At 64.9% G+C, this 19,674-nt stretch carries 10 protein-coding genes; 3 read left to right on the top strand and 7 right to left on the bottom strand.

From position 1 onward, the window contains the following. Window position 1 precedes the first annotated feature (1 nt). The 3 genes from AB656_RS00440 to AB656_RS00430 all read left to right on the top strand — a co-directional run bounded on the left by AB656_RS00440 (window position 2) and on the right by AB656_RS00430 (window position 5,267). Window positions 2-1,369 carry an AAA family ATPase gene (locus AB656_RS00440; RefSeq protein WP_051905189.1) on the top strand — a complete coding sequence of 456 codons (1,368 nt, stop codon included), beginning with the start codon at window positions 2-4 and terminating at the stop codon, window positions 1,367-1,369. Next, entirely contained in the window at window positions 1,366-2,613 is a 1,248-nt protein-coding gene (locus tag AB656_RS00435) for a DUF58 domain-containing protein (RefSeq protein ID WP_033503908.1), read from the top strand. The genes AB656_RS00440 and AB656_RS00435 overlap by 4 nt, the downstream gene beginning before the upstream one ends. 413 nt (window positions 2,614-3,026) lie before the next feature. Next, the gene (locus AB656_RS00430) at window positions 3,027-5,267 is read left to right on the top strand and encodes a transglutaminase-like domain-containing protein (protein ID WP_033503909.1); all 2,241 of its coding nucleotides are present in this window, start codon (window positions 3,027-3,029) and stop codon (window positions 5,265-5,267) included. On the opposite strand, the gene AB656_RS00425 is transcribed toward AB656_RS00430, so the two are convergent. From AB656_RS00425 to AB656_RS00395, 7 genes are all read right to left on the bottom strand, one after another. Then, window positions 5,164-9,369, bottom strand: a complete 4,206-nt coding sequence (locus AB656_RS00425; protein WP_236681877.1) for a DNA-directed RNA polymerase subunit beta' — start codon at window positions 9,367-9,369, stop codon at window positions 5,164-5,166. The genes AB656_RS00430 and AB656_RS00425 overlap by 104 nt on opposite strands. Before the next feature lie 102 nt (window positions 9,370-9,471). Next, the gene (rpoB, locus tag AB656_RS00420; protein WP_033503910.1) at window positions 9,472-13,005 is read right to left on the bottom strand and encodes a DNA-directed RNA polymerase subunit beta; all 3,534 of its coding nucleotides are present in this window, start codon (window positions 13,003-13,005) and stop codon (window positions 9,472-9,474) included. Between the two features lie 413 nt (window positions 13,006-13,418). Continuing rightward, a complete protein-coding gene (locus tag AB656_RS00415; protein ID WP_033503911.1) occupies window positions 13,419-15,548 on the bottom strand; it encodes an isopeptide-forming domain-containing protein in 2,130 nt (709 codons plus the stop codon). Window positions 15,549-15,815: 267 nt separating this feature from the next. Further along, the gene (locus AB656_RS00410; protein WP_144418890.1) at window positions 15,816-16,457 is read right to left on the bottom strand and encodes a hypothetical protein; all 642 of its coding nucleotides are present in this window, start codon (window positions 16,455-16,457) and stop codon (window positions 15,816-15,818) included. Window positions 16,458-16,566: 109 nt separating this feature from the next. After that, window positions 16,567-17,454: a 2-hydroxy-3-oxopropionate reductase gene (gene garR / locus AB656_RS00405; RefSeq protein ID WP_033503913.1), complete on the bottom strand. Its 888-nt coding sequence runs from the start codon at window positions 17,452-17,454 to the stop codon at window positions 16,567-16,569. A 96-nt stretch (window positions 17,455-17,550) separates the two neighbouring features. Beyond that, complete coding sequence (locus AB656_RS00400; RefSeq protein WP_034983406.1) at window positions 17,551-18,699, bottom strand: glycerate kinase; 1,149 nt, start codon at window positions 18,697-18,699, stop codon at window positions 17,551-17,553. A 53-nt stretch (window positions 18,700-18,752) separates the two neighbouring features. Next, on the bottom strand, window positions 18,753-19,655 hold the full coding sequence (locus AB656_RS00395; protein WP_033503948.1) for a dihydrodipicolinate synthase family protein: 903 nt from the start codon (window positions 19,653-19,655) through the stop codon (window positions 18,753-18,755). Window positions 19,656-19,674 lie beyond the last annotated feature (19 nt).

Below are 19,674 nucleotides of genomic sequence, written 5' to 3'. Positions count from 1 at the left end.
TATGGCCGCAGGCACTGACACCCCCTCACTCAGGGACATCACCGAGCCGAGCGACGGCACCCGTCTGACTGACGCCACGCGCTTGCCTGACGCCAGCCGCCCGCCGGCCCGCGGTCCCCTGCCCGACGCCACCCGTTCGCCCGGCAGCGGTCACCTGAACGATGCCACCCGTCTGAGCCCCACGTTCGGGGCAGCCGCCGATCAGCGGGCGCCGGACGACACCAGCATCCCCCTAGCACCCGCCCGCTCCAACCCGTCCGACCAGACCAAGCTACCTGGTCTGAGCGCCTGCGCCGAAGGCCACCCCCACGACGACACCAACCTCACCACCGGCCGAGGCGGGAGCGCGGGAACTGGAACGGACCCTGACCGGCCCCAGCGCATCCGCGAGCGCAGTCCATCCATCCACCCAGCCGATACGGACGACTTCCGTCGAACCTTCGAGAAACTCCTTACCGCCATCAGCGAGGCCGTGGTCGGTAAAGACAAAGCGGTCCGGCTCTGTCTGACAGCCGCGATCGCCGGGGGTCACTTGCTCCTGGAGGATGAGCCGGGCACCGGCAAGACCCAGTTGGCCCGGGCCTTGGCCCAGGTTCTAGGCCTGGACCGCAGGCGGATTCAATTCACCCCCGACCTCCTGCCCTCCGACTTGCTTGGGGTCAGCGTCTACCAGCGGCGCAGCGGGGATTTCACCTTCCGCCCCGGCCCCGTCTTCACGTCCGTCCTGCTGGCGGACGAAATCAACCGGGCCTCGCCCAAGGTACAATCCGCGCTTTTGGAGGTCATGGAGGAGGGCCGGGTGAGCGTGGACGGGCACACCTATGCGATGGACAACCCCTTCCTGGTTATCGCCACACAGAACCCTCAAGGCCAGCTAGGCACCTATCCCCTGCCCGGGGCCCAACTGGACCGCTTCATGCTGCGGGTCAGCCTAGGCCCGCCCAGCCACGAGGCCAGCCTGGAAATTCTGACCCAGTCCCGACTACGGGACAGGGCCTCCCGTCTGGATCCAATCATTGACCGCGCTGGCTTCAACAGGCTGCAAGCCACCGCGGCCTCCGTCCACTGCAGCGCCCCGATATTCGAATACGTCACCCGTCTTCTGGAGGCCTGCAGCCATAGCAAGTCAATCGAGACCGGGCCATCCATCCGCGCCGGTCTGGCCTTGGTGCGCGGGGCCCAGGTGTGGGCCGCGTCGCTCGGACGCGATTACGTTATCCCTGACGACCTGCTGACCCTCGCGCAGCCGGTGCTGGCTCACCGTATCAAACTGAACCGGCAGGCCCGGATGGACGGCGCCGACCTCTTCCAAACAATAGATGAAGTCATTCAATCCGTGCCTGTGCCCGAGGGCGGGCTGGACGCATGAGAGCGCGCGAGAATCAGCCACGCACGGACTGCGGGCCTGTGGAAAGCTGGCTCCGTCTGACCCCCCTGGGTCGGGCCGTGTGCTTGCTGACAGCGGGCAGCGCCTTGGCCTTCCTGGCTTTGGGTTGGGCCGAACTGCTGAGCATGGCCGCCACCGGAATCGCCCTTCTGACCATCGGCCTGGTCCTATCCCGCAACTCCCCAGACCTGAGAGCGGGATTCGAGTCTGAATCCCTGACCCTGCTGGCAGGGCAGGAGACCACAATCTCCCTTTCCGCCTGCAACACGGGCCGCAGAAGTTCCACCGGAGCCCAAGTGCGCCTGAAAGCGGGCGCGGCCTCTTACATATGGCCACTGCCGCGACTGGCACCAGGTCAAAGCGCGCGGCGCACAGTGACCCTGCGCGCCGCCCGCCGAGGAATGGGGTGGATCGGCCCCCTGACCATCCAGCGGAACGACCCCCTCGGCCTGTCCACCAGAGGCCTGACCGCAGCAGGCCCCCTACGACTGGTCGTCCACCCCCGCACCGTGCCGCTGGAGGCAGCCAGTGGAGCTGGCCTCCTCTCCGACCAAGAAGGGGGATCCGATTGGTCCGAGGAGGGCGTGGACTTCCACAGCTTGCGTGACTACGAACCTGGCGATGACCTGCGCAGGGTCCACTGGCCTTCCGCCGCCCGCACAGGCAGGCTCCTGGTCCGCCGCTACCTGCCCCGCCAAAGCCCGGCGCTGGGACTCTGGCTGGACGCCAATCCGAACGCCTACGCTAGCGCACCGGAATTCGAGCTTGCGGTCAGCCTTCTGGCCTCGCTCGGGTTGGCGGCCCTAGGCGGCGGCTGCGCCCCCCGGCTGACCCTAGGATCAGTCGTGTGGACACCAAAGGAGGCGGATGACTGGTTGGACGGGTGCAGCGCCCTGCACTGGGTCGGACCGGATGGAAACCCCTTGGAACCAGCGGCGCTGAGCCAACGCGATGATTCAGCGGAGCTCGCTGACTCGCAACCCCTATCCGCCGCGATCTGCGTCCTAGGATCCCGCACCGTCGCAAGTCAGGTCCAGCGGGCGCTCCTGGGCATGGGCGACCCAGTCAGCGGACGAATCCTGCTGCTGACCGCGAACCTGGGCTCGCACGCTGACGGCGCGCAATCCGGCGGCGCGGCAATCAGCAGCGCAATCGACGGATGGAAGGTCCGAGCTTCCATTGGCTGTTTGGAGCAGCTCCCGGCATTGTTGGAGGCACTGGCATGACTGGTCTTGGTTGTGGTTCACCTGTTACAGGCCAATGGGAGCCGGAGCTATCGTTGACCTCGCCAAACAGCGCTGATTGGCCCAGCTCCACCCACAACAGTCGGACGAATCCGCGCCCTAGACGGTTGGCCTGCCAGTTAGCGGCTCTGGAGGCGTGCAATCTGCTGGCCTCGCTCCAGTTGGCGCCTGTCTACGGGTCCTGGGGACTGTGGCTGATCCTGGGTTTGCCGGCCTGTCTGTTGGCGGGCGCTTGCTCCTGGTGCTCGCGTCTTCCCCGACTGCCTGGGCTGGCCCAGGTCGGTTTGCTCCTTGCGGCACAGCTATTGGTTGGCCCCAGCCTGGCCATGCCAGGGCGTCATCTGTGGGGATTCCTGCCGACTGGAAGCCTCATAGGCCAGGGGTTAGCGGCGTCCGTGAGCGGCTTCAAGCTCTTGATTTGCGAAGACCCTCCCCTGGGACGCGCCCAAGGGGCCGGCATGGCCCTGTGGACCCTCCTGCTGTGGACCGGATACCTGGCCGGCCGCCTGGCCTTAGTGCCATCCCAGGTGCATGGATGGCCGCGAACCCGTGCCTGCGGAGCCGTAGTCCCCTTGGCCACAATGGCGGCCAGCGCCTTCCTGGGGACCAGGGAAGGCTGGCATACAGGCCCGACCGGCCTAGCTCTCGCCCTAGCGCTGGCCTTCTGGTCTTCGGACCGCCCGCTTCGGAGGCGTGCCGCGGCGAAACTGGTCTGTGCCCTGACCGCATGCGGCTTGTCCCTGAGCGTCCAAGGGCTTGCGCCGGGCAGACGGCTGGTCCTGCGCGAGCACTACCAGCCCCCTACCTCAATCGTCACGCGGACCAGTCCCCTGAGCACCTACCGAGCTTATCTGAAGGACTTTCGCCAAGAGCCGCTGCTGGAGGTCGAGGGTCTGCCCAGCCCCGCACCGATTCGTCTGGCGGTCTTGGACGCCTTCGACGGCCAGGTATGGACCGTGGGCGGGACGGGGTCCACCGAGGGTGGCGGCTACCGCAGGTTAGGCCGTCAGCAGCCCAACGCCGCGGATAATCAGCAAGAGCAGCCAACGGCGGGACCGCCTTTTGTGGCGACCTTCCACGTTCACGCAGGTTTAGGGCCCGGTCTGATGCCCAGCGTCGGCCATGCCGAGCGCTTCGACCGAGCACAGGCCGTACCTCTGGACCAGGCTTACTACGACGCAGCTTCTGCGGCGGCCTTGGCCCCCGCTGGACTGGCCGGCCCTTTCTCCTACCGGGAACAGGGCCACTTGCCCCCGCGACCTCCCTCCCGCCAGGCAATCGCCAGCGCGCGCGCCGCCCCGGTCACCCAGCCTCCCCTGAACCGACCGCCCGCCGGCCTAACCCAGGCCGCCAATCGCTTCGCTGGCACAACCCCAGGCGTAAGCGCGGGGCGCAAGGCGCTGAATCTGGCCGACGCCCTGCGCTCCGAAGGCTGGTTCTCCCATGGTTTAGCCGGTGATTATCCTTCGCAAGCGGGCCATGGCAGCTACCGAATCGAGCGGATGCTCAGAGCGGACGCCCTGGTCGGCGACAGCGAGCAGTACGCTTCCCTGATGGCCCTGATGGCCCGGCAGGAGGGCCTGAGCGCCCGCGTCGTCTTAGGCTTCCTCCCCCAGCAAGGGCAAGCGGCGATCGATGCCGAAGCCCAAAGCGTTCCTTCGCCCAAGCCGAACGGCCCTCTGACCTTCACCGGCGAGGACATGCAAGCCTGGGTGGAGGTGGATTTGGAGGGGTTGGGCTGGGTGGCCTTCCACCCCACTCCCCCGCAGAGCCGACGCCCACAGACCGACCGGTCGGAGCGCCAGAAGGAACCGAACCGGGCCCGACCTCCCCTTCCCCTGTCCGACCCCTTGCGCGAGGGGCCGCCAAGCGTGGACAATCCTCAGAACGCGGGTTCGGGCGGTCAGGGGACCAAGCACGAGGGATGGTGGGAACGGGTCGGTCCCCTACTGAGGGCTATGGCCCTATGGACGCTGCCCCTATGGGTTTGCACCGGCCTGCTAGCAGGTTTATCAGCGGCGAGCAGACGCTCTCTCAGGCTGCTGAAGCTGACCGGAACTCCTCGCGAGCGCATCCTGGCAGGCTGGCGGTTCCTCATCGCTCTGGCCAGGCGGCTGGGCGTTCCAGTCAGTGGAAGAACCCGCAGCCAGCAGGCCCAAACGCTGGATCGATCACTGCATGCTGCCCTAGGCGAGCGTCCCCCGGCAGGGCGGGCGTCAGGCCCGGAAGCCAACCCGGCCAATGCGTTGGCTCTGCTGGCCGACCAAGCGGCCTTCAGCACAGCCGATTGCTCGCCCCAAGAGGCCGATCTCTACTGGCAGAGCGTAGATCGCGCGGCGGTACGGCTCCTGAGTTCCAAGGGCCGCTTCCGCCGCTGGGCCTGGCGCCTCATCCCCCTGCCTTGGGGCTTGCGCGTCTGGAGACCACTGAAACACACAAGAGCCGCCGCGACGGGGCCAACACGCAGTTCGGGCCCGTACCCAGCGTCTGCGCGCCAGGTGCGGGCCCGAACTTATCTACCTGCGACCGCTATCACTTGTCAGCCGAAGAGAAAGAGGCCTTGGTGGTTCCGCTGCCGGAGCCGGACCCCTTGCCTTCCTGATCGTTGGAGGCTTGGTCGCCTTGGGCATCGGTGAAGCCCAGATCGTTGCTGCCCTTGGCGGTTGTTTGATCCTGGTCGGCCTTGTCAGCCTCAGCCTCGGCGGCGGTCTGGGCGTTGGTTGGCAGGTCGCCGTCCTCGTCCAGGCTGCTCTGCCCGCCTTGGTCGTTCAGGAAATCATCCGGGTTGAAATCGTCGCCCAGCTTCAGGTCGCCGAAGTCGATGTTGGAGAAGTCCACATCAGCCAGGTCAGCATCGGACAGGTCGCCCGTCGAGTCGCCGCCCAGCCCGAAGTTGGGGTAGATGGTGTCACGGATGGCCTTGTCCGGCTCCACCTTGGCGTTTCGGTAACGCGCCAAGCCGGTGCCGGCCGGGATCAGCTTGCCGATGATCACGTTCTCCTTCAGCCCCTTGAGATCGTCGACCTTCTGGTTCAGGGCGGCCTCGGTGAGCACGCGGGTCGTCTCCTGGAAGGAGGCGGCCGACAGCCAAGAGTCGGTGGCCAGGGAGGCCTTGGTGATGCCCATCAGCTCGGGGCGGCCCGCTGCAGGCTTGCCCCCAGCCTTGACGGCCTTCACGTTGGCGGCCTTGAACTTGGCCTGATCGGCCAGCTCGCCGGGCAGCAGGTCGGTGTCACCGGAGTCGATGACGGTCACCCGCCGCAGCATCTGGTGGACGATGACCTCGATGTGCTTGTCGTGGATGTCCACGCCCTGGGAGCGGTAGACGGTGTGCACCTCGTTGACGATGTTCACCTGGGCGGCGCGAGGGCCGAGGATCCGCAGGATCTTCTTCGGATCGACCGAGCCTTCGATCAGCTGGGTGCCAGCGTCGACGTGCTGCCCATCCTTGACCAGCATGGGCGCGCGCCGGGTCACCGGGTAAGTCAGCGGCTCGATCGTGCCATCGTCCGGACTCAGCGTCACCTGGCGGCCGCGATCGGTGTCCTCCACCTTGACGGTTCCGGGGAACTCCGCGATCGGGGCTTCGCCCTTAGGAGTGCGGGCCTCGAAGAGCTCGGTCACACGGGGCAGACCCTGGGTAATATCGGAGGCCGAAGCGACGCCGCCGGAGTGGAAGGAACGCAGGGTCAGCTGCGTACCCGGCTCACCGATGGACTGGGCGGCCACGATGCCCACGGCCTCGCCGACATCGACCAAGCGCATGGTGGCCAGAGACCAGCCGTAGCACTTGGCGCACACGCCACGGGTGGACTCGCAGGTCAGCACGGAGCGGGCCTTGACCTCCTCCACGCCGTGGGCGACCAGGTCGCGCAGGGTGTCCATGGACAGCGGGTCGTCGCGCTTGTAGAGCACGGTCTTGCCGTCCTTGGGATCCAGCACATCCTCGGCCAGCAGGCGGGAGTAAGGCCCACCGTCCGCGGCCTTGACCAGGACCAGGTTGCCAGCCTCGTCGCGCTCGGCCACCTTCATGGTCAAGCCACGCTTGGTTCCGCAGTCTTCCTCGCGCACGATCACGTCCTGGGACACGTCCACCAGGCGGCGGGTCAGGTAGCCCGACTCCGCCGTACGCAGTGCCGTATCCGCCAGACCCTTGCGGGCGCCGTGCTGGGAGATGAAGTACTCCAGCACGGACAGGCCGTCGTGGTAGTTGGACTTGACCGGTCGGGGGATGATCTCACCCTTGGGGTTGGCCACCAGGCCTCGCATGCCTGCGATCTGACGAATCTGCATCCAGTTGCCGCGCGCGCCCGACTGCACCATGATGTTCACGTTGTTGTCATCATGGAAGTTGTCGCGCATGGCGTCGGCCACCTGGTCGGTGCACTCTGTCCACAGGTTGATCAGCTCCTGTCGGCGCTCCTCGTTGGTCAGCAAGCCCATGTCGTACTGGGAGTTGACCTTGGCGGCCTGCCCCTCGTATTCCTTGATGATTTTGCTGCGGTCGGGCGGCACGACGATGTCCGAGAAGGCCATGGTCACGCCGGACCACGGGGCCCGGGTGAAGCCCAGGTCCTTCAGGGCGTCGAGCGTCGCGGCCACCTGGGCCGTCGAATAGCGGGTGGCGATGTCATCGACGATGCCAGCCAGCTTGCCTTTGGCCACCTGCTCGTTGATGAACGGGTAGTCCACAGGCAGGGTGTGGTTGAACAAGACGCGACCATAGTTGGTCGCGAACAGCCTGGAGCCGTCCTTGAAGACCTCCTCCTTGACCACATCGGGGCTGCCGGGTTCGGGGTCCACGACTTTGAGGTCGCCCGGCTCCCAACCCTTGGGTATGATGAAGTCGGAGGGCACCCGCAGCAGGATCTTGGACTGCATGTCGATCTCGCCCAAGTCCAGGGCCATGCGCGCCTCGGCCAGCGAGGAGAAGATCCGCCCCTGGCCCTTAGCGCCTTCGCGCACAGTGGTCAGGTAGTACAGGCCCAGAATCATATCCTGCGAAGGCATGGTCACGGTGTGGCCGTCGGCCGGCTTCAGGATGTTATCGGAGGCCAGCATCAGCGAGCGGGCCTCGGCCTGGGCTTCGGCGGACAGCGGCAGGTGGACTGCCATCTGGTCGCCGTCGAAGTCGGCGTTGAAGGCCGCGCACGCCAGCGGCGGCAGGTGGATGGCCTTGCCCTCCACCAGGATCGGCTCGAAGGCCTGAATGCCCAGGCGGTGCAGGGTAGGTGCGCGGTTGAGCAGCACAGGGTGCTCGGCGATGACCTCCTCCAGCACGCCCCACACGGCCGCGTCGCCACGATCGACCAGACGCTTGGCGGACTTCATGTTCTGCGCGTAGTTCAGGTCCACCAGCCGCTTGATCACGAAGGGCTTGAAGAGCTCCAGCGCCATCGGCTTAGGCAGGCCGCACTGGTGCATACGCAGGGAGGGCCCGACCACGATCACGGAGCGGCCCGAGTAATCCACGCGCTTACCCAGCAGGTTCTGACGGAATCGGCCCTGCTTGCCCTTGAGCATGTCCGCAAGGGACTTGAGCGGGCGGTTGGAGGCGCCGGTGACCGGGCGGCCGCGCCGGCCGTTGTCGAAGAGCGAGTCCACAGCCTCCTGGAGCATGCGCTTCTCATTGCTGAGCATGATCTCAGGCGCGCCCAGCTCGATCAGCCTCTTCAGTCGGTTGTTGCGGTTGATTACGCGCCGGTAGAGGTCGTTCAGGTCGGAGGTGGCGAAGCGGCCGCCGTCCAACTGCACCATAGGACGCAGGTCGGGCGGAATCACGGGAATCGCGTCCAGGACCATGGCCTCGGGCTTGTTGCCGGTGGTCAGGAAGGCGTTAACGACCTTGAGCCGCTTCAGGGCCCGGGCCTTGCGCTGGCCGGAGCCGGTGGCGATCTCCTCGCGCAGCTCCTTGGCGGCGCCTTCCAGGTCGAAGTCCTTCAGGCGCTGCTTGATGGCCTCGGCGCCCATGCAACCCTCGAAGTAGTCGCCGTAGCGATCTTCCATCTCCCGCCACAGGTCCACGTCGCCCTCCATGTCGCCGGGCCTCAGGTCCTTAAAGCGGTCGAAGACGGCGGTGATGCGCGCGATCTGCTCATCGTAACGCTTGCGGATAGCGGTCATATCGCGCTCGGCACCGTTACGCAACCGGGTCTTCATGGCGCCCTTGGCCTCGTCCGAGCGTTCCAGCTCGGCCAGGTCCTCTTCCAGCTTCTTGGAGCGCTTGTCGATCTCCAGATCGCGCTTCTTCTCCAGCTGGCCGATCTCGTTGTCGAACTCTTCCTGCAAGTCCGGCAGGTCCTGGTGGCGCTGGTCCTGATCCACCTTGGTGACCATGTAGGCCGCGAAGTAGATGACCTTCTCCAGGTCCTTGGGCGCGATGTCCAGCAGGTAGCCCAGCCGGCTCGGCACGCCCTTGAAGTACCAGATATGGGTCACAGGGGCGGCCAACTCAATGTGGCCCATCCGCTCGCGGCGCACGCGGGAGCGAGTGACTTCCACGCCGCAGCGCTCGCAGACGATGCCCTTGAAACGCACGCGCTTGTACTTGCCGCAGGCGCACTCCCAGTCGCGGGTGGGCCCGAAGATCTGCTCGCCGAACAAGCCGTCCTTCTCAGGCTTGAGGGTGCGGTAGTTGATGGTTTCAGGCTTCTTGACCTCGCCATAGCTCCAGCCACGGATGTCGTCGGCGGTGGCCAGTCCGATCCTCAGTTTGTCAAATGCATTGACGTCCAACACTATGTTGTCCTGTCTTTCAAATCCATGCAGCCCTAGGCTGCTTTACGACTCTCGGGGGTCGCCGGACGCCCGTCGGGGCGGCGCCGGCGACCCGTAGCGCGTTCAGCGGAATTCAGGCTCGGGCGCCGACTGATCGGCCTTGGCGGCGGCATCCGGTCGGGCGCCGATGTTGAAGCCCAACTCGCTGCCCTCACCTGGGTCGTCGTCCTCGTCCTTCATCTCGATCGCGTTGCCTTCAGCGTTCAGGACCTCCACGTTCAAGGCCAGGGACTGCATCTCCTTGAGCAGCACCTTAAAGGACTCGGGGATGCCTGCCGGCGGCAGGTTCTCGCCGCGCACGATCGCCCCGTAAGCCCGCACGCGACCGTCCACGTCGTCGGACTTGGTGGTCATCATTTCGTGCAGGGTGTAGGCGGCGCCGTAAGCCTCCAGCGCCCAGACCTCCATCTCACCGAAGCGCTGGCCGCCGAACTGGGCCTTACCGCCCAAGGGCTGCTGGGTGATCATCGAGTATGGTCCGGTGGAGCGTGCGTGGATCTTGTCGTCCACCAGGTGGTGGAGCTTGAGCATGTACATGTAGCCCACGGAGATCGGCTCGGGGAAAGGCTCGCCGGTTCGCCCGTCATAGAGCACCGCCTTGCCGTTCTCGCCGACCAGCTTCTCGCCGTCACGGTCAGGCAGGGTGGTCTTGAGCAGGCCCATGATCGTCTCTGGGCGTACGCCGTCGAAGACGGGAGTGGCCACCGGAGTCCCCGGGTCGCCCTTCTCGGCGCCGGCGGGCACGAATTTCTTCCACTCGGCATCCGGATTCGGGTCCAGGCTGATGTCCCAGCCTGCGTGAGCGATCCAGCCCAGGTGGAGTTCCAGCACCTGGCCCAGGTTCATTCGGCTAGGCACACCCAGTGGGTTGAGCATGATGTCGACTGGGGTGCCGTCGGGCAGGAAGGGCATGTCCTCTTCGGGCAGGATGCGCGAGATGACGCCCTTGTTGCCATGGCGGCCCGAGAGCTTGTCGCCCTGGGTGATCTTACGGTGCTGGGCCACGTAGACCCGGATCATCCGGTTGACGCCGTTAGGCAGCTCGTCGCCGTCCTCCTCGGCCTCCTCGCGGGTGATCTCCTTGATCTGGATGACCGTGCCGGTCTCACCGTGGGGGACGCGCAGGGAGGTGTCACGCACCTCACGGCTCTTCTCGCCGAAGATGGCGCGCAGCAAGCGCTCCTCCGGCGTCAGCTCGGTCTCTCCCTTGGGCGTGACCTTGCCAACCAGGATGTCCCCGGCCTCGACCTCGGCGCCGATGCGGATAATGCCGCGCTCGTCCAGGTTGGACACCGCGTCCTCGCCCACGTTAGGCAGGTCGCGGGTGATCTCCTCGGCGCCCAGCTTGGTCTCGCGCGCGTCGATCTCGTACTCCTCGATGTGGATGGAGCTCAAGGTGTCATCGCGCACCAGCCGCTGGGAGATGATCACAGCGTCCTCGTAGTTGTAGCCGTTCCAGGGCATGAAGGCCACAAGCACGTTCTTGCCCAGGGCCATCTCGCCCTTCTGGGTGGCGGGGCCGTCAGCCAGCACCGTGCCGGCCTCCACGCGCTCGCCGTCCTTGATCAGCGGCACCTGGTTGTAGCAGTTGGTCTGGTTCGACCGCTGGAACTTGGCCAGGCGGTAGGAGGACTGGGTGCCATCGTCGTTCATCACGCGAATCATGTCGGCGGACACGTAGGTGACCGCACCCGGCTTGTCAGCCAAGACCACGTCGCCCGAGTCCACGGCGGAGCGCCACTCGGAGCCGGTGCCCACCAGGGGCCGCTCGGACTTGACCAGCGGCACGGCCTGACGCTGCATGTTGGTGCCCATCAGGGCGCGGTGCCCCTCGTCGTGCTCCAGGAAGGGGATCAGCGAGGCGCCGACTGAGACCATCTGCCGTGGCGAGACGTCCATCAGGTCAACTTCGCTGACCGGCACATCGGTGGCCTCCGCCTCGGCGTTTCGCACCAAGGCCTGGTCCTCGACGAAGTGCCCGTCCTCGGTCAGCTCCTGGTTGGCCTGGGCGATCGTGTGCTCGCTCTCCTGGTCCGCGGTCATGTAGACCACGTCGTCGGTCACCTTGCCGTCGACCACCTTGCGGTAAGGGGTCTCAATGAATCCGAAGGGGTTCACGCGGGCGAAGGTCGCCAGCGAGCCGATCAGGCCGATGTTCGGGCCCTCAGGGGACTCAATCGGGCACATGCGCCCGTAGTGGGAGGGGTGCACGTCGCGCACTTCCATCGAGGCGCGGTCTCGCGAGAGGCCGCCAGGGCCCAGGGCCGACAGGCGGCGCTTGTTGGTCACTCCCGACAGCGGGTTGTTCTGGTCCATGAACTGCGAGAGCTGGGAGGTTCCGAAGAACTCCTTGATCGTGGCGTTCAGAGGCCGGATGTTGATCAGGGATTGTGGCGTGATCGCCTCGGCGTCCTGGGTCGTCATGCGTTCGCGCACCACGCGCTCCATGCGGCTCAGGCCGGTGCGCAGCTGGTTCTGGATCAACTCGCCCACCTGCCGCACGCGGCGGTTGCCGAAGTGGTCGATGTCGTCCACGTCCACACGCAGCTCGACGTCCTCGCCGTCGCGCTTGCCGGGGAAGGTCTGCCCACCGTCGTGCAGGGTCTCCAGGTACTTGATCGTGGCGACGATGTCCTCAGGGTGCAGGGCGCGGTCGTTGTAGTCGGACTCCATGCCCAGCTTGCGGTTGATCTTGTAGCGGCCCACGCGCGCCAGGTCGTAGCGCTTGGTGTTGAAGTAGAAGGACTCCAGCAGGTTCTTGCCAGCCTCAGGCGAGGCGGTGTCCGCGGGGCGAATCTTGCGGTACAGGTCGGTCAGGGCCTCGTCCTGGGTCTCTATGGGCTCCTTCTCCAGGGCGTCGAGCACCAGCGGGTACCCCTTGAAGGCCTTGCGTATCTCGGCCTTGGACATGCCGATGGCCATCAAGAAGACGATGGCTGACTGCTTGCGCTTGCGGTCCACGCGGACGCCGAGCACATCGCGCTTGTCGATCTCGAACTCCAGCCAGGCCCCGCGGCTGGGGATGATCTTGGCCCCGAACACTTCCTTGTCGGAAGTGCGGTCAGGCGTGCGGTCGAAGTAGACGCCGGGTGAGCGCACCAGCTGGGTGACGATCACACGCTCGGTGCCGCCGATGATGAAGGTGCCGTGGGGGGTCTGCAAGGGGAAGTCCCCCATGAAGACCGTCTGGCTCTTGATCTCGCCGGTGTCGCCGTTCTCGAATTCAGCGTTGACGTACAGGGGCGCGGAATAGGTGTAGTCCTTCTCCTTGCACTCCTGCACCGTGTGGCGCGGCTCCTCGAAGTAGGGGTCGGAGAAGGCCAGGCTCATGGTCTGGGCGAAGTTCTCGATCGGGGAGATCTCCTGGAAGACCTCGTCAAGACCGGACACGTGGGGCACCACGTGCGTGCCAGCGGCTTCGTCCTCCTCCACGCGCCGCTTCCAGCGCTCGTTGCCGATCAGCCAGTCGAAGCTGTCGGTCTGGACGCCCAGCAGGTAGGGGACGTCGATGGGCTCTTTGATCGAGCCGAAGTTGACGCGGTCGGAGGCCTTGTGCAGCTTAATGGCCTCTGCGTCGGCGCGCGCTTGAACTTTCATACTACTGTTTGCAGCTTTAGGTGCAGCCAAAATGGACTTTCCTTATCGTTCGCCGTATTCGATAATGCTTGCCATACCCCACGGAGAACGCCGGATAGCCGCTATATGCCGATTCGCGGGCGCCTCCTCGATGACGCATGCCCGCTATATGACACACCTCATACAAAGAATCTACTGTATCACGGTCCTGCCGAGTTCGCAAGGGGCGAACAAGGTATGTCGGGCCCTCTCCATCCGAGCGGTTCAAGCCAGCCCATCACAATCTGAGCACCCGTCCCCTGGGCGGCGCGCCCTCCTGGCCCTCGACCCGCTCACCGCCAGGTTCTCGCCTGGCGGTGAGCGGCCACCAGCGGCGGGAGCGCAAGCGCCAAGCGCTCAGTTCCGCGCCTGGGTCCGGATGACCGCAAGGCGAATCATGCGGCGCGATGGTGGCCGGGGGGCAGGGGGTCTGAAATGAATCGCCTATGGATTTGGTAGCCAATCAGCGTCATCAACGCGAGACCAGCGAGCAGCATCAGCCCTATGCCCACACCGCCGGTCAGAGGCAGCGCCCCCACTTGGGTGGGGTCTTTTTCGTCTGACTTCCAGTTGACGATGCCCAGGGTCAGGTTCTTTCCCTCAGCGTTTTCGAACTTTGCCGACACCTTTGCGCGATCCGCCTGATAGTCCCCGAAGAGGTTCGTGGGTACATCACCGGCCATGCCATGACGAGCTTGCACGATCTCCTCAAAGCTTTCGCCGGAGTAGGCGGAAAAGTCGACCGTGATGAAGGTCTTCCTGGCGAACTGGTAGCTGGGAGCGTTATTGTATGGATTGCTGCTCGGATTGAAGGATAACGAGGAGTTGCTCAACTCGTGCTCCTTCCCCGCCCGATATTCGACCAGACCGAACTTGAGCCGGCTGTTCTCCGTCGTGACTCTACCGTCCTCCCCAAGGATGGGCAGTCCGGCGAAGGTGACGATTCCTTGCCCTTTCGGCTGATACTTGGCGTAGTGGCCGGTAAGAAGGCTCTGCTCTTCGCTGATCTTGTTGGCAGTGGCTTCGATGACGCTCACGCCTTCTGGCTTAGGATCGCTTTCCTTGTAGAACTTGCCATCGGAGTAGAGGAAACCGGCACCGTCGTCGGGCTTGGTCAAGCGGAAGACGGCACCGACCAGGCCTTTGTCCACCTGGCGGTTGGTTTTCGCGAATTGCAGGCCAGCGGTGGCCACCTCCGCGGAGGCGGCGATCGGCGTTGGCTTGGTGACGTTGTCGATGTGGTCCGCGTGCACAGCATTGAGGATTAAACCCGCTGGCGAAGCCTCGGAATCCCCTACCCCAGTCACTTTCGTCTTGTAGGTGATGGTCATCTTCATGTTGCGGTGACTGACGGGCTGGCTCGGCTGGAAAACCTGTGACAAGTCCGGTCCGCCCCACTTGTAGTAGAGGAAAGTGGTCCCCGAGGACCAGGAGTCGAACATGAGCGCCGGTGGGGACCCGTTCCCCTGCGGACCCGGGCAGCGCCCCGCCGCCACATGGGTTACTCCGTCGGAGTTCCCTGACCCGAGAGGGTTGAGCGGCAGGCGTAAAGAACCATTGGCGGTTGTGTCCATCCGTGTCGAGTTCAGAGCGCCATTCTCATCCTCCCAGCTTCCTACCACCTGCGATGAGCCCGTCTGGTATTGAAGCGAGGAGGGCAGGCGGTCTTCCATTTCATAGCACTCGTCGGGGGCGGAGAGGTTCGGCGTCGGGCAGGAGAGCATCTCCTGCAAGTCGAGCCTGCCGTCCTGGTTAGGATGGCTACCAGTGTTGCCGTCGTAGAAACGCTGGGTGATCTCCCAGGTGATGGTGTCGCCGACCTGGGCCACCAGGTCGGAGCGATTGTGACCGGCGGAATCCATGACCCCAACCGCCCTTTTGGTGAGCTGTTGCTCTGTCTTGTTCTTGGGGAACAGGTGCAAATGGTAGACGAAGCCCTCTTCGTTTGAGGTGGAGGTCACCTGGCCTGAGCCGTCCATCGTTCGAGTCGTGTTGGTGGCCCGGTAGGGCAGGTCGAGGATGCTGGCCTCGGTCTTCGCGTACCCCGACGGGCTACCGTCGTCGTAAGGCGAACTCGTCTCCTCCAAGAGGTAATAGTGCACGCCCCCGGGGAATTCAGCAGGTATCCCGTTTCTGATCCAGACACCTGAGCCGGTGCCTCCGCCCACCGCGATGCGGCCTTTCGCGTCCGTCGTACCCGTGCAGACATTGCTCGTTCTGGTGTAAGACCTATTCTGGTCGGGCCTCATGCCAGCGACGCCACCAGGACCAGGAGTGACCTCGGTCAGCTTGAAGACGACGCCGATGCCGGGTGCCATGACCGCTTTCCCCGCATCCTGGCTGGATCCGGTCGCCTTGTGCGCATCCATCTGGGTCAGGCGCTTGGTCAGGGTGAGCTTTGGGCGTTTGCCGGTGACGGGTGTGGCGCCGGCCACGAAATCGTCGTTCGCGCTGTCGTACATGGAGACTGTGGTGCTTGCATACGCAGGCCAGGCCAGCAGCAGGGCCACAGCGGCGCTGACCATGCCCGCCAACAGCCTTATTCCAACCCGTTTACCTCGCACGTTACACCGCCCTGACTGTGGGGAGTCCCGCCCCCCGGTCTCCTCCAGCTCCCTGGCAAGAGCGCCCCCCCCATGAACCAACCATTGCACAGCCGACCGTAGCGCCTTTCCCTGGGCACGTACCAGCGACATTCCAACTATACATTGCCGGAATGGAAGCGACCCAGGGTTAACGCAAAGCTTGCACAAAGGCCAAGGGCAGGCCGCGAGCGCCTTACCGCGCAACCCTTATTGCACGATGAGCGGCACAGGCTGGGAGCTTATTTTGTCGTTGGATTTGAGGACCAGTTGAGCCTTGTATGTCCCCTGTTTGACGCGCGGCAGGTTCTCGTCGGGCTGGCACTGGTCACCGGTGGCGTCAGCGTTCCAGCGCAGGGGCTGGTCGTCGTGGTCGCCCTGGGCCATCAGCAGCAGGCGGCTGTCGGCCGGACAGGAGTCGGAACGCCAGATGGTTTGGTCACCCGAGGTGATGACCAGCACGCGCGAAGCGTTGGATCCGTCCACCAAGCAGGGGCGGGAGCCCTTGTGCCGCATAGTAGCGGTGAAGTCCACATAGCCGCCCACCGTGGTCGACGGTTCGGGAGCGTTCAGGGCCAGCTCCAGGTCCGAGGGTGTGCAGGTGGGCACGCTGGACTTCTTGTCCTTCGCTTCGCCCTTTCCGCTCTTGGCAGCGCTCTTCCCAGCCGCCGCGGCCGATGACTGGGCCGCCGAAGCCTGTGCCCCCGCCTGCCGCGACGCTTTGATCGAACGCACCCCGGCCATGACGCCCCAGACGAGTCCGGCCAGCAGCGCCAGCGCAATCAGCCCCGCTACGATGCGCCGCCGCATAAAGACCCTGCGCTGTTCCGCGCTGACGTTTCTTTTCTCCATACCCTCCCATTCTACTGACCTGGCGGATACGCGAAACCTGGACCGCGCACGCACGGCCCAGGTCAATCAATCGCACTGCTCCCCCGGCATAGGCCGGGACGTCTGACGCTCAGTCCTCCTGGAGTTTGATGTCGTTGACCATCTCATACCATTCGGCCACGGCGCTGTGATCCTCCTTCTCGTGCCCATGGGCCTTGAGGGACTGCATGATCTCCATGGCCAAGGCGCTGAAAGGCGAGGATACGTTAACCGAGTGGGCGGTGTCCATCACGTTCTGCAGGTCCTTAATGTGCAGCTCGATGCGGAAACCGGGGTTGAAATCGCCGTCGAAGATCTTCTGCGACTTCTGGTCCATGACCACGCTGCCGGCCAGGCCGGTGCGGATGGCCTTGTAAACGTTCTCGGGCGAGACGCCGGCCTTCTTGGCCAGGCAGTACGCCTCGGAGATGCCTGCGATGTTAATCGCCACAATCATCTGGTTGGCCAGCTTGGTGATGTTGCCAGCGCCGACGCCGCCCACCAGGGTGACGGTGGAGGCCATGGTCTTCAGCAGGCTCTCGTACTTATCGAACACGGCTTGCTCGCCGCCCACCATGACCGCGATGGTGCCGTCCACGGCCTTGGGCTCACCGCCGGAGACGGGGGCGTCCATAAAGTCCACGCCCTTCTCGGCCAGGCGCTTGGCGAAATCCCTGCTCGCCAGCGGCGCGATGGAGCTCATGTCGATGACGGCCTTGCCCTCACTCAGGCCCTCGGCGATGCCGCCCTCGTCGAACAGGGCGCTCTCCACATTGGGTGAGTTGGGCAGCATGGTGATGACCACATCGGTGCGCTCAGCCACGTCCTTGCCGTTGGCTCCGGCTTGGCCACCAGCCTCGACGATGGCGGAGATGCCGGCCTCGTTGCGGTCGTACGCCACCACCTCGTAGCCGTTCTTGAGCACGTTGATGGCCATGGGCTTGCCCATGATGCCCAGTCCCACGAATCCAACCTTCATTGCTGTTCCTTTCTTTTGTTTCCTTACATGCATGTATGCAGTCGCGACCACACCCAGTCCCGCCGGGATCGGCCGCAAGTCTCGTAGCCGGGGCGATCACGCGCGTTTCGGCGCGCCCAGAAGGTAGGCCCGGATGGCGCTTTCCCCCGCAAGCGGCAGGGCCGTGTCCACCCGTGCGATCGCCTGGTGGAGGCTCATCGGCTGAGTGACGGCGGAAATCACCAAATCGATGCCGCGCTCGTACAGGTCCCCCAGGTCATCGGCCCGACTGCCCACGACCGCCACCACCGGAAGCCCATGGCGCTTGGCCCGCTGGGCCACCCCCACGGGCGCCTTGCCATGGGCGGACTGCGAATCCATCCGGCCTTCGCCGGTGATGACCAGGTCAACCCCGTCCATCACGTCCTCCAAGCCGATCATGTCGAGCACCTGGTCGATGCCGCTCTCGATCGAGGCCCCGCAGAAGGCCGCCAAAGCCGCTCCCAGACCACCAGCCGCGCCAGCTCCGGGCAAGTTGGCCACGTCATGCCCGGCGTGCCGCAGCACCCGTCCATAAGCATCCATCCAGGAATCCAGCTTGTCCAACTCTTCCGCGCCCATGCCCTTTTGCGGCCCGTAGACATGCACCGCTCCGGCGGGCCCGGTCAGAGGATTGGAAACGTCGGTCAGGGCGGTGACCTCCACCTCCCGCAGGCGGGCGTCGAGCCTAGACTCATCAACGGCGACCAAGCTTTCCAGACCCGCCAGCCCATCAGCCACTTCGTCGCCTTGAGCGTCCAGGAAGCGCACGCCCAGCGCCTTAGCCATGCCGGTGCCCCCGTCGCTCGTGGCACTGCCGCCCAGCCCTACGAGGATATGGCGGGCGCCCGCCTCGACAGCGTCCATGATCACCTGTCCGACGCCATAGGTGGAGGCCTTGCGGGCGTTCTCACTGGACTGGTCCATCAATCCCAAGCCACTGGACTGGGCCATCTCGATCACAGCGACCTGTCCGGGCCCCAGGGCGTACTTGGCCGAGACCGGTTCACCCAGTGGCCCGCGCACCCGGACGGACCGCCCTTGGAATCCCTGAGCCGTCATGATGGCCTCAAGCGTGCCTTCGCCACCGTCCGCCACCGGATACTTCAACACCTCGGCCCCAGGCCTGACCCGGCGCACACCAAGTTCGATGAGGTCCTCGACCCTGGAACTGCCGGCGGACCCTTTGAATGAGTCCACCGCCAGCAAGACACGTATATCTCTCATGCTCAGCAGCTCTCCCTATCGACTTGCGCCCCGTAGCTCGCACCCGACCTGTCTCAGTCCAAGTACCCGGTCTCGCGCATGGCCGCTTTCATGCCTTCCAAGGCCTTGCCCTCGGCGGCCTCAGTAGGCAGGATGGAGGGTCCCACATCCATGCCCATCAGATTGGCCATGTCTTTGGTAGGCGAGGGGAAGCTGGCCGCGTCCTGGGATATGCGCAAGGGATTGAGCTTGAACTGCGCAGCCAGCGCCGCCCGCTGGTCTCCAGCCACATAGTTGTCGTAGATGCCGCAGACCAAATCAGGGAAGATGTTGGCCGTCGAGCAGACCGCGCCGGCGGCCCCCACACACAGGCTGGGAAAGACGATGGTGTCCTTACCGGCGAACACCGAGAACTCGATGTCGGCGTCCCGCCTCACCAGCTCCTCGATATTGGTGATGTTGCCACTGGAGTCCTTGACTCCGATGATGTTCCCGAAGTCGTGGGCCAGCCTCACCATCAGGCCGATGGACAGCGCGTACCCCGCCCGCCCAGGGTTGTTGTATATGAACATGGGGGTGGGCGCGATGGCCTGGGCGATGGCCGCGTAGTGGTGGTAGAGCGCCTGCTTGGTCGGCTCGATGAACATGGGCTGCAGCACCGAGACCGCCGCCACGTCCAACCCGGCCGCCGCCTGGGCTAGCGCGACCGCCCTGCTGGTGCGGATGTGGCCCACGCCGAACATGACCGGCACACGGCCCGCAGCCTGATCCAGGATGACCGTGGCGGCATCCAGCATCTCCTGGTCCTCGAACATGTAGAACTCGGAATTGCTGCCAAAAGCGAGGATGCCATCCACTCCATGCTCAATCACGAAGTCGGTCTGCCGACGTAATTTGGCTTCGTCGATCGCGCCATGCCCATTGATTGGCGTCAGAATGGGCACGAAAATCCCAGCGAAATCATGCTTGCTCATCATTCAGCTCTCCACTCCAGTT

The organism is Bifidobacterium actinocoloniiforme DSM 22766, assembly GCF_001263395.1.
Classification (GTDB): Bacteria; Actinomycetota; Actinomycetes; order Actinomycetales; family Bifidobacteriaceae; genus Bombiscardovia; species Bombiscardovia actinocoloniiformis.
This window is presented reverse-complemented; position numbering and strand designations above follow the sequence as displayed.

Excerpts from the sequence above, each read along its gene's own strand:
- AB656_RS00440 (WP_051905189.1), top strand. The coding sequence starts at position 2 with ATGGCCGCAGGCACTGACACCCCCTCACTCAGGGACATCACCGAGCCG.
- AB656_RS00435 (WP_033503908.1), top strand. The coding sequence starts at position 1,366 with ATGAGAGCGCGCGAGAATCAGCCACGCACGGACTGCGGGCCTGTGGAA.
- rpoB (WP_033503910.1), bottom strand. The coding sequence starts at position 13,005 with ATGAAAGTTCAAGCGCGCGCCGACGCAGAGGCCATTAAGCTGCACAAG.
- AB656_RS00415 (WP_033503911.1), bottom strand. The coding sequence starts at position 15,548 with ATGGTCAGCGCCGCTGTGGCCCTGCTGCTGGCCTGGCCTGCGTATGCA.
- AB656_RS00410 (WP_144418890.1), bottom strand. The coding sequence starts at position 16,457 with ATGGAGAAAAGAAACGTCAGCGCGGAACAGCGCAGGGTCTTTATGCGG.
- garR (WP_033503913.1), bottom strand. The coding sequence starts at position 17,454 with ATGAAGGTTGGATTCGTGGGACTGGGCATCATGGGCAAGCCCATGGCC.
- AB656_RS00400 (WP_034983406.1), bottom strand. The coding sequence starts at position 18,699 with ATGAGAGATATACGTGTCTTGCTGGCGGTGGACTCATTCAAAGGGTCC.
- AB656_RS00395 (WP_033503948.1), bottom strand. The coding sequence starts at position 19,655 with ATGATGAGCAAGCATGATTTCGCTGGGATTTTCGTGCCCATTCTGACG.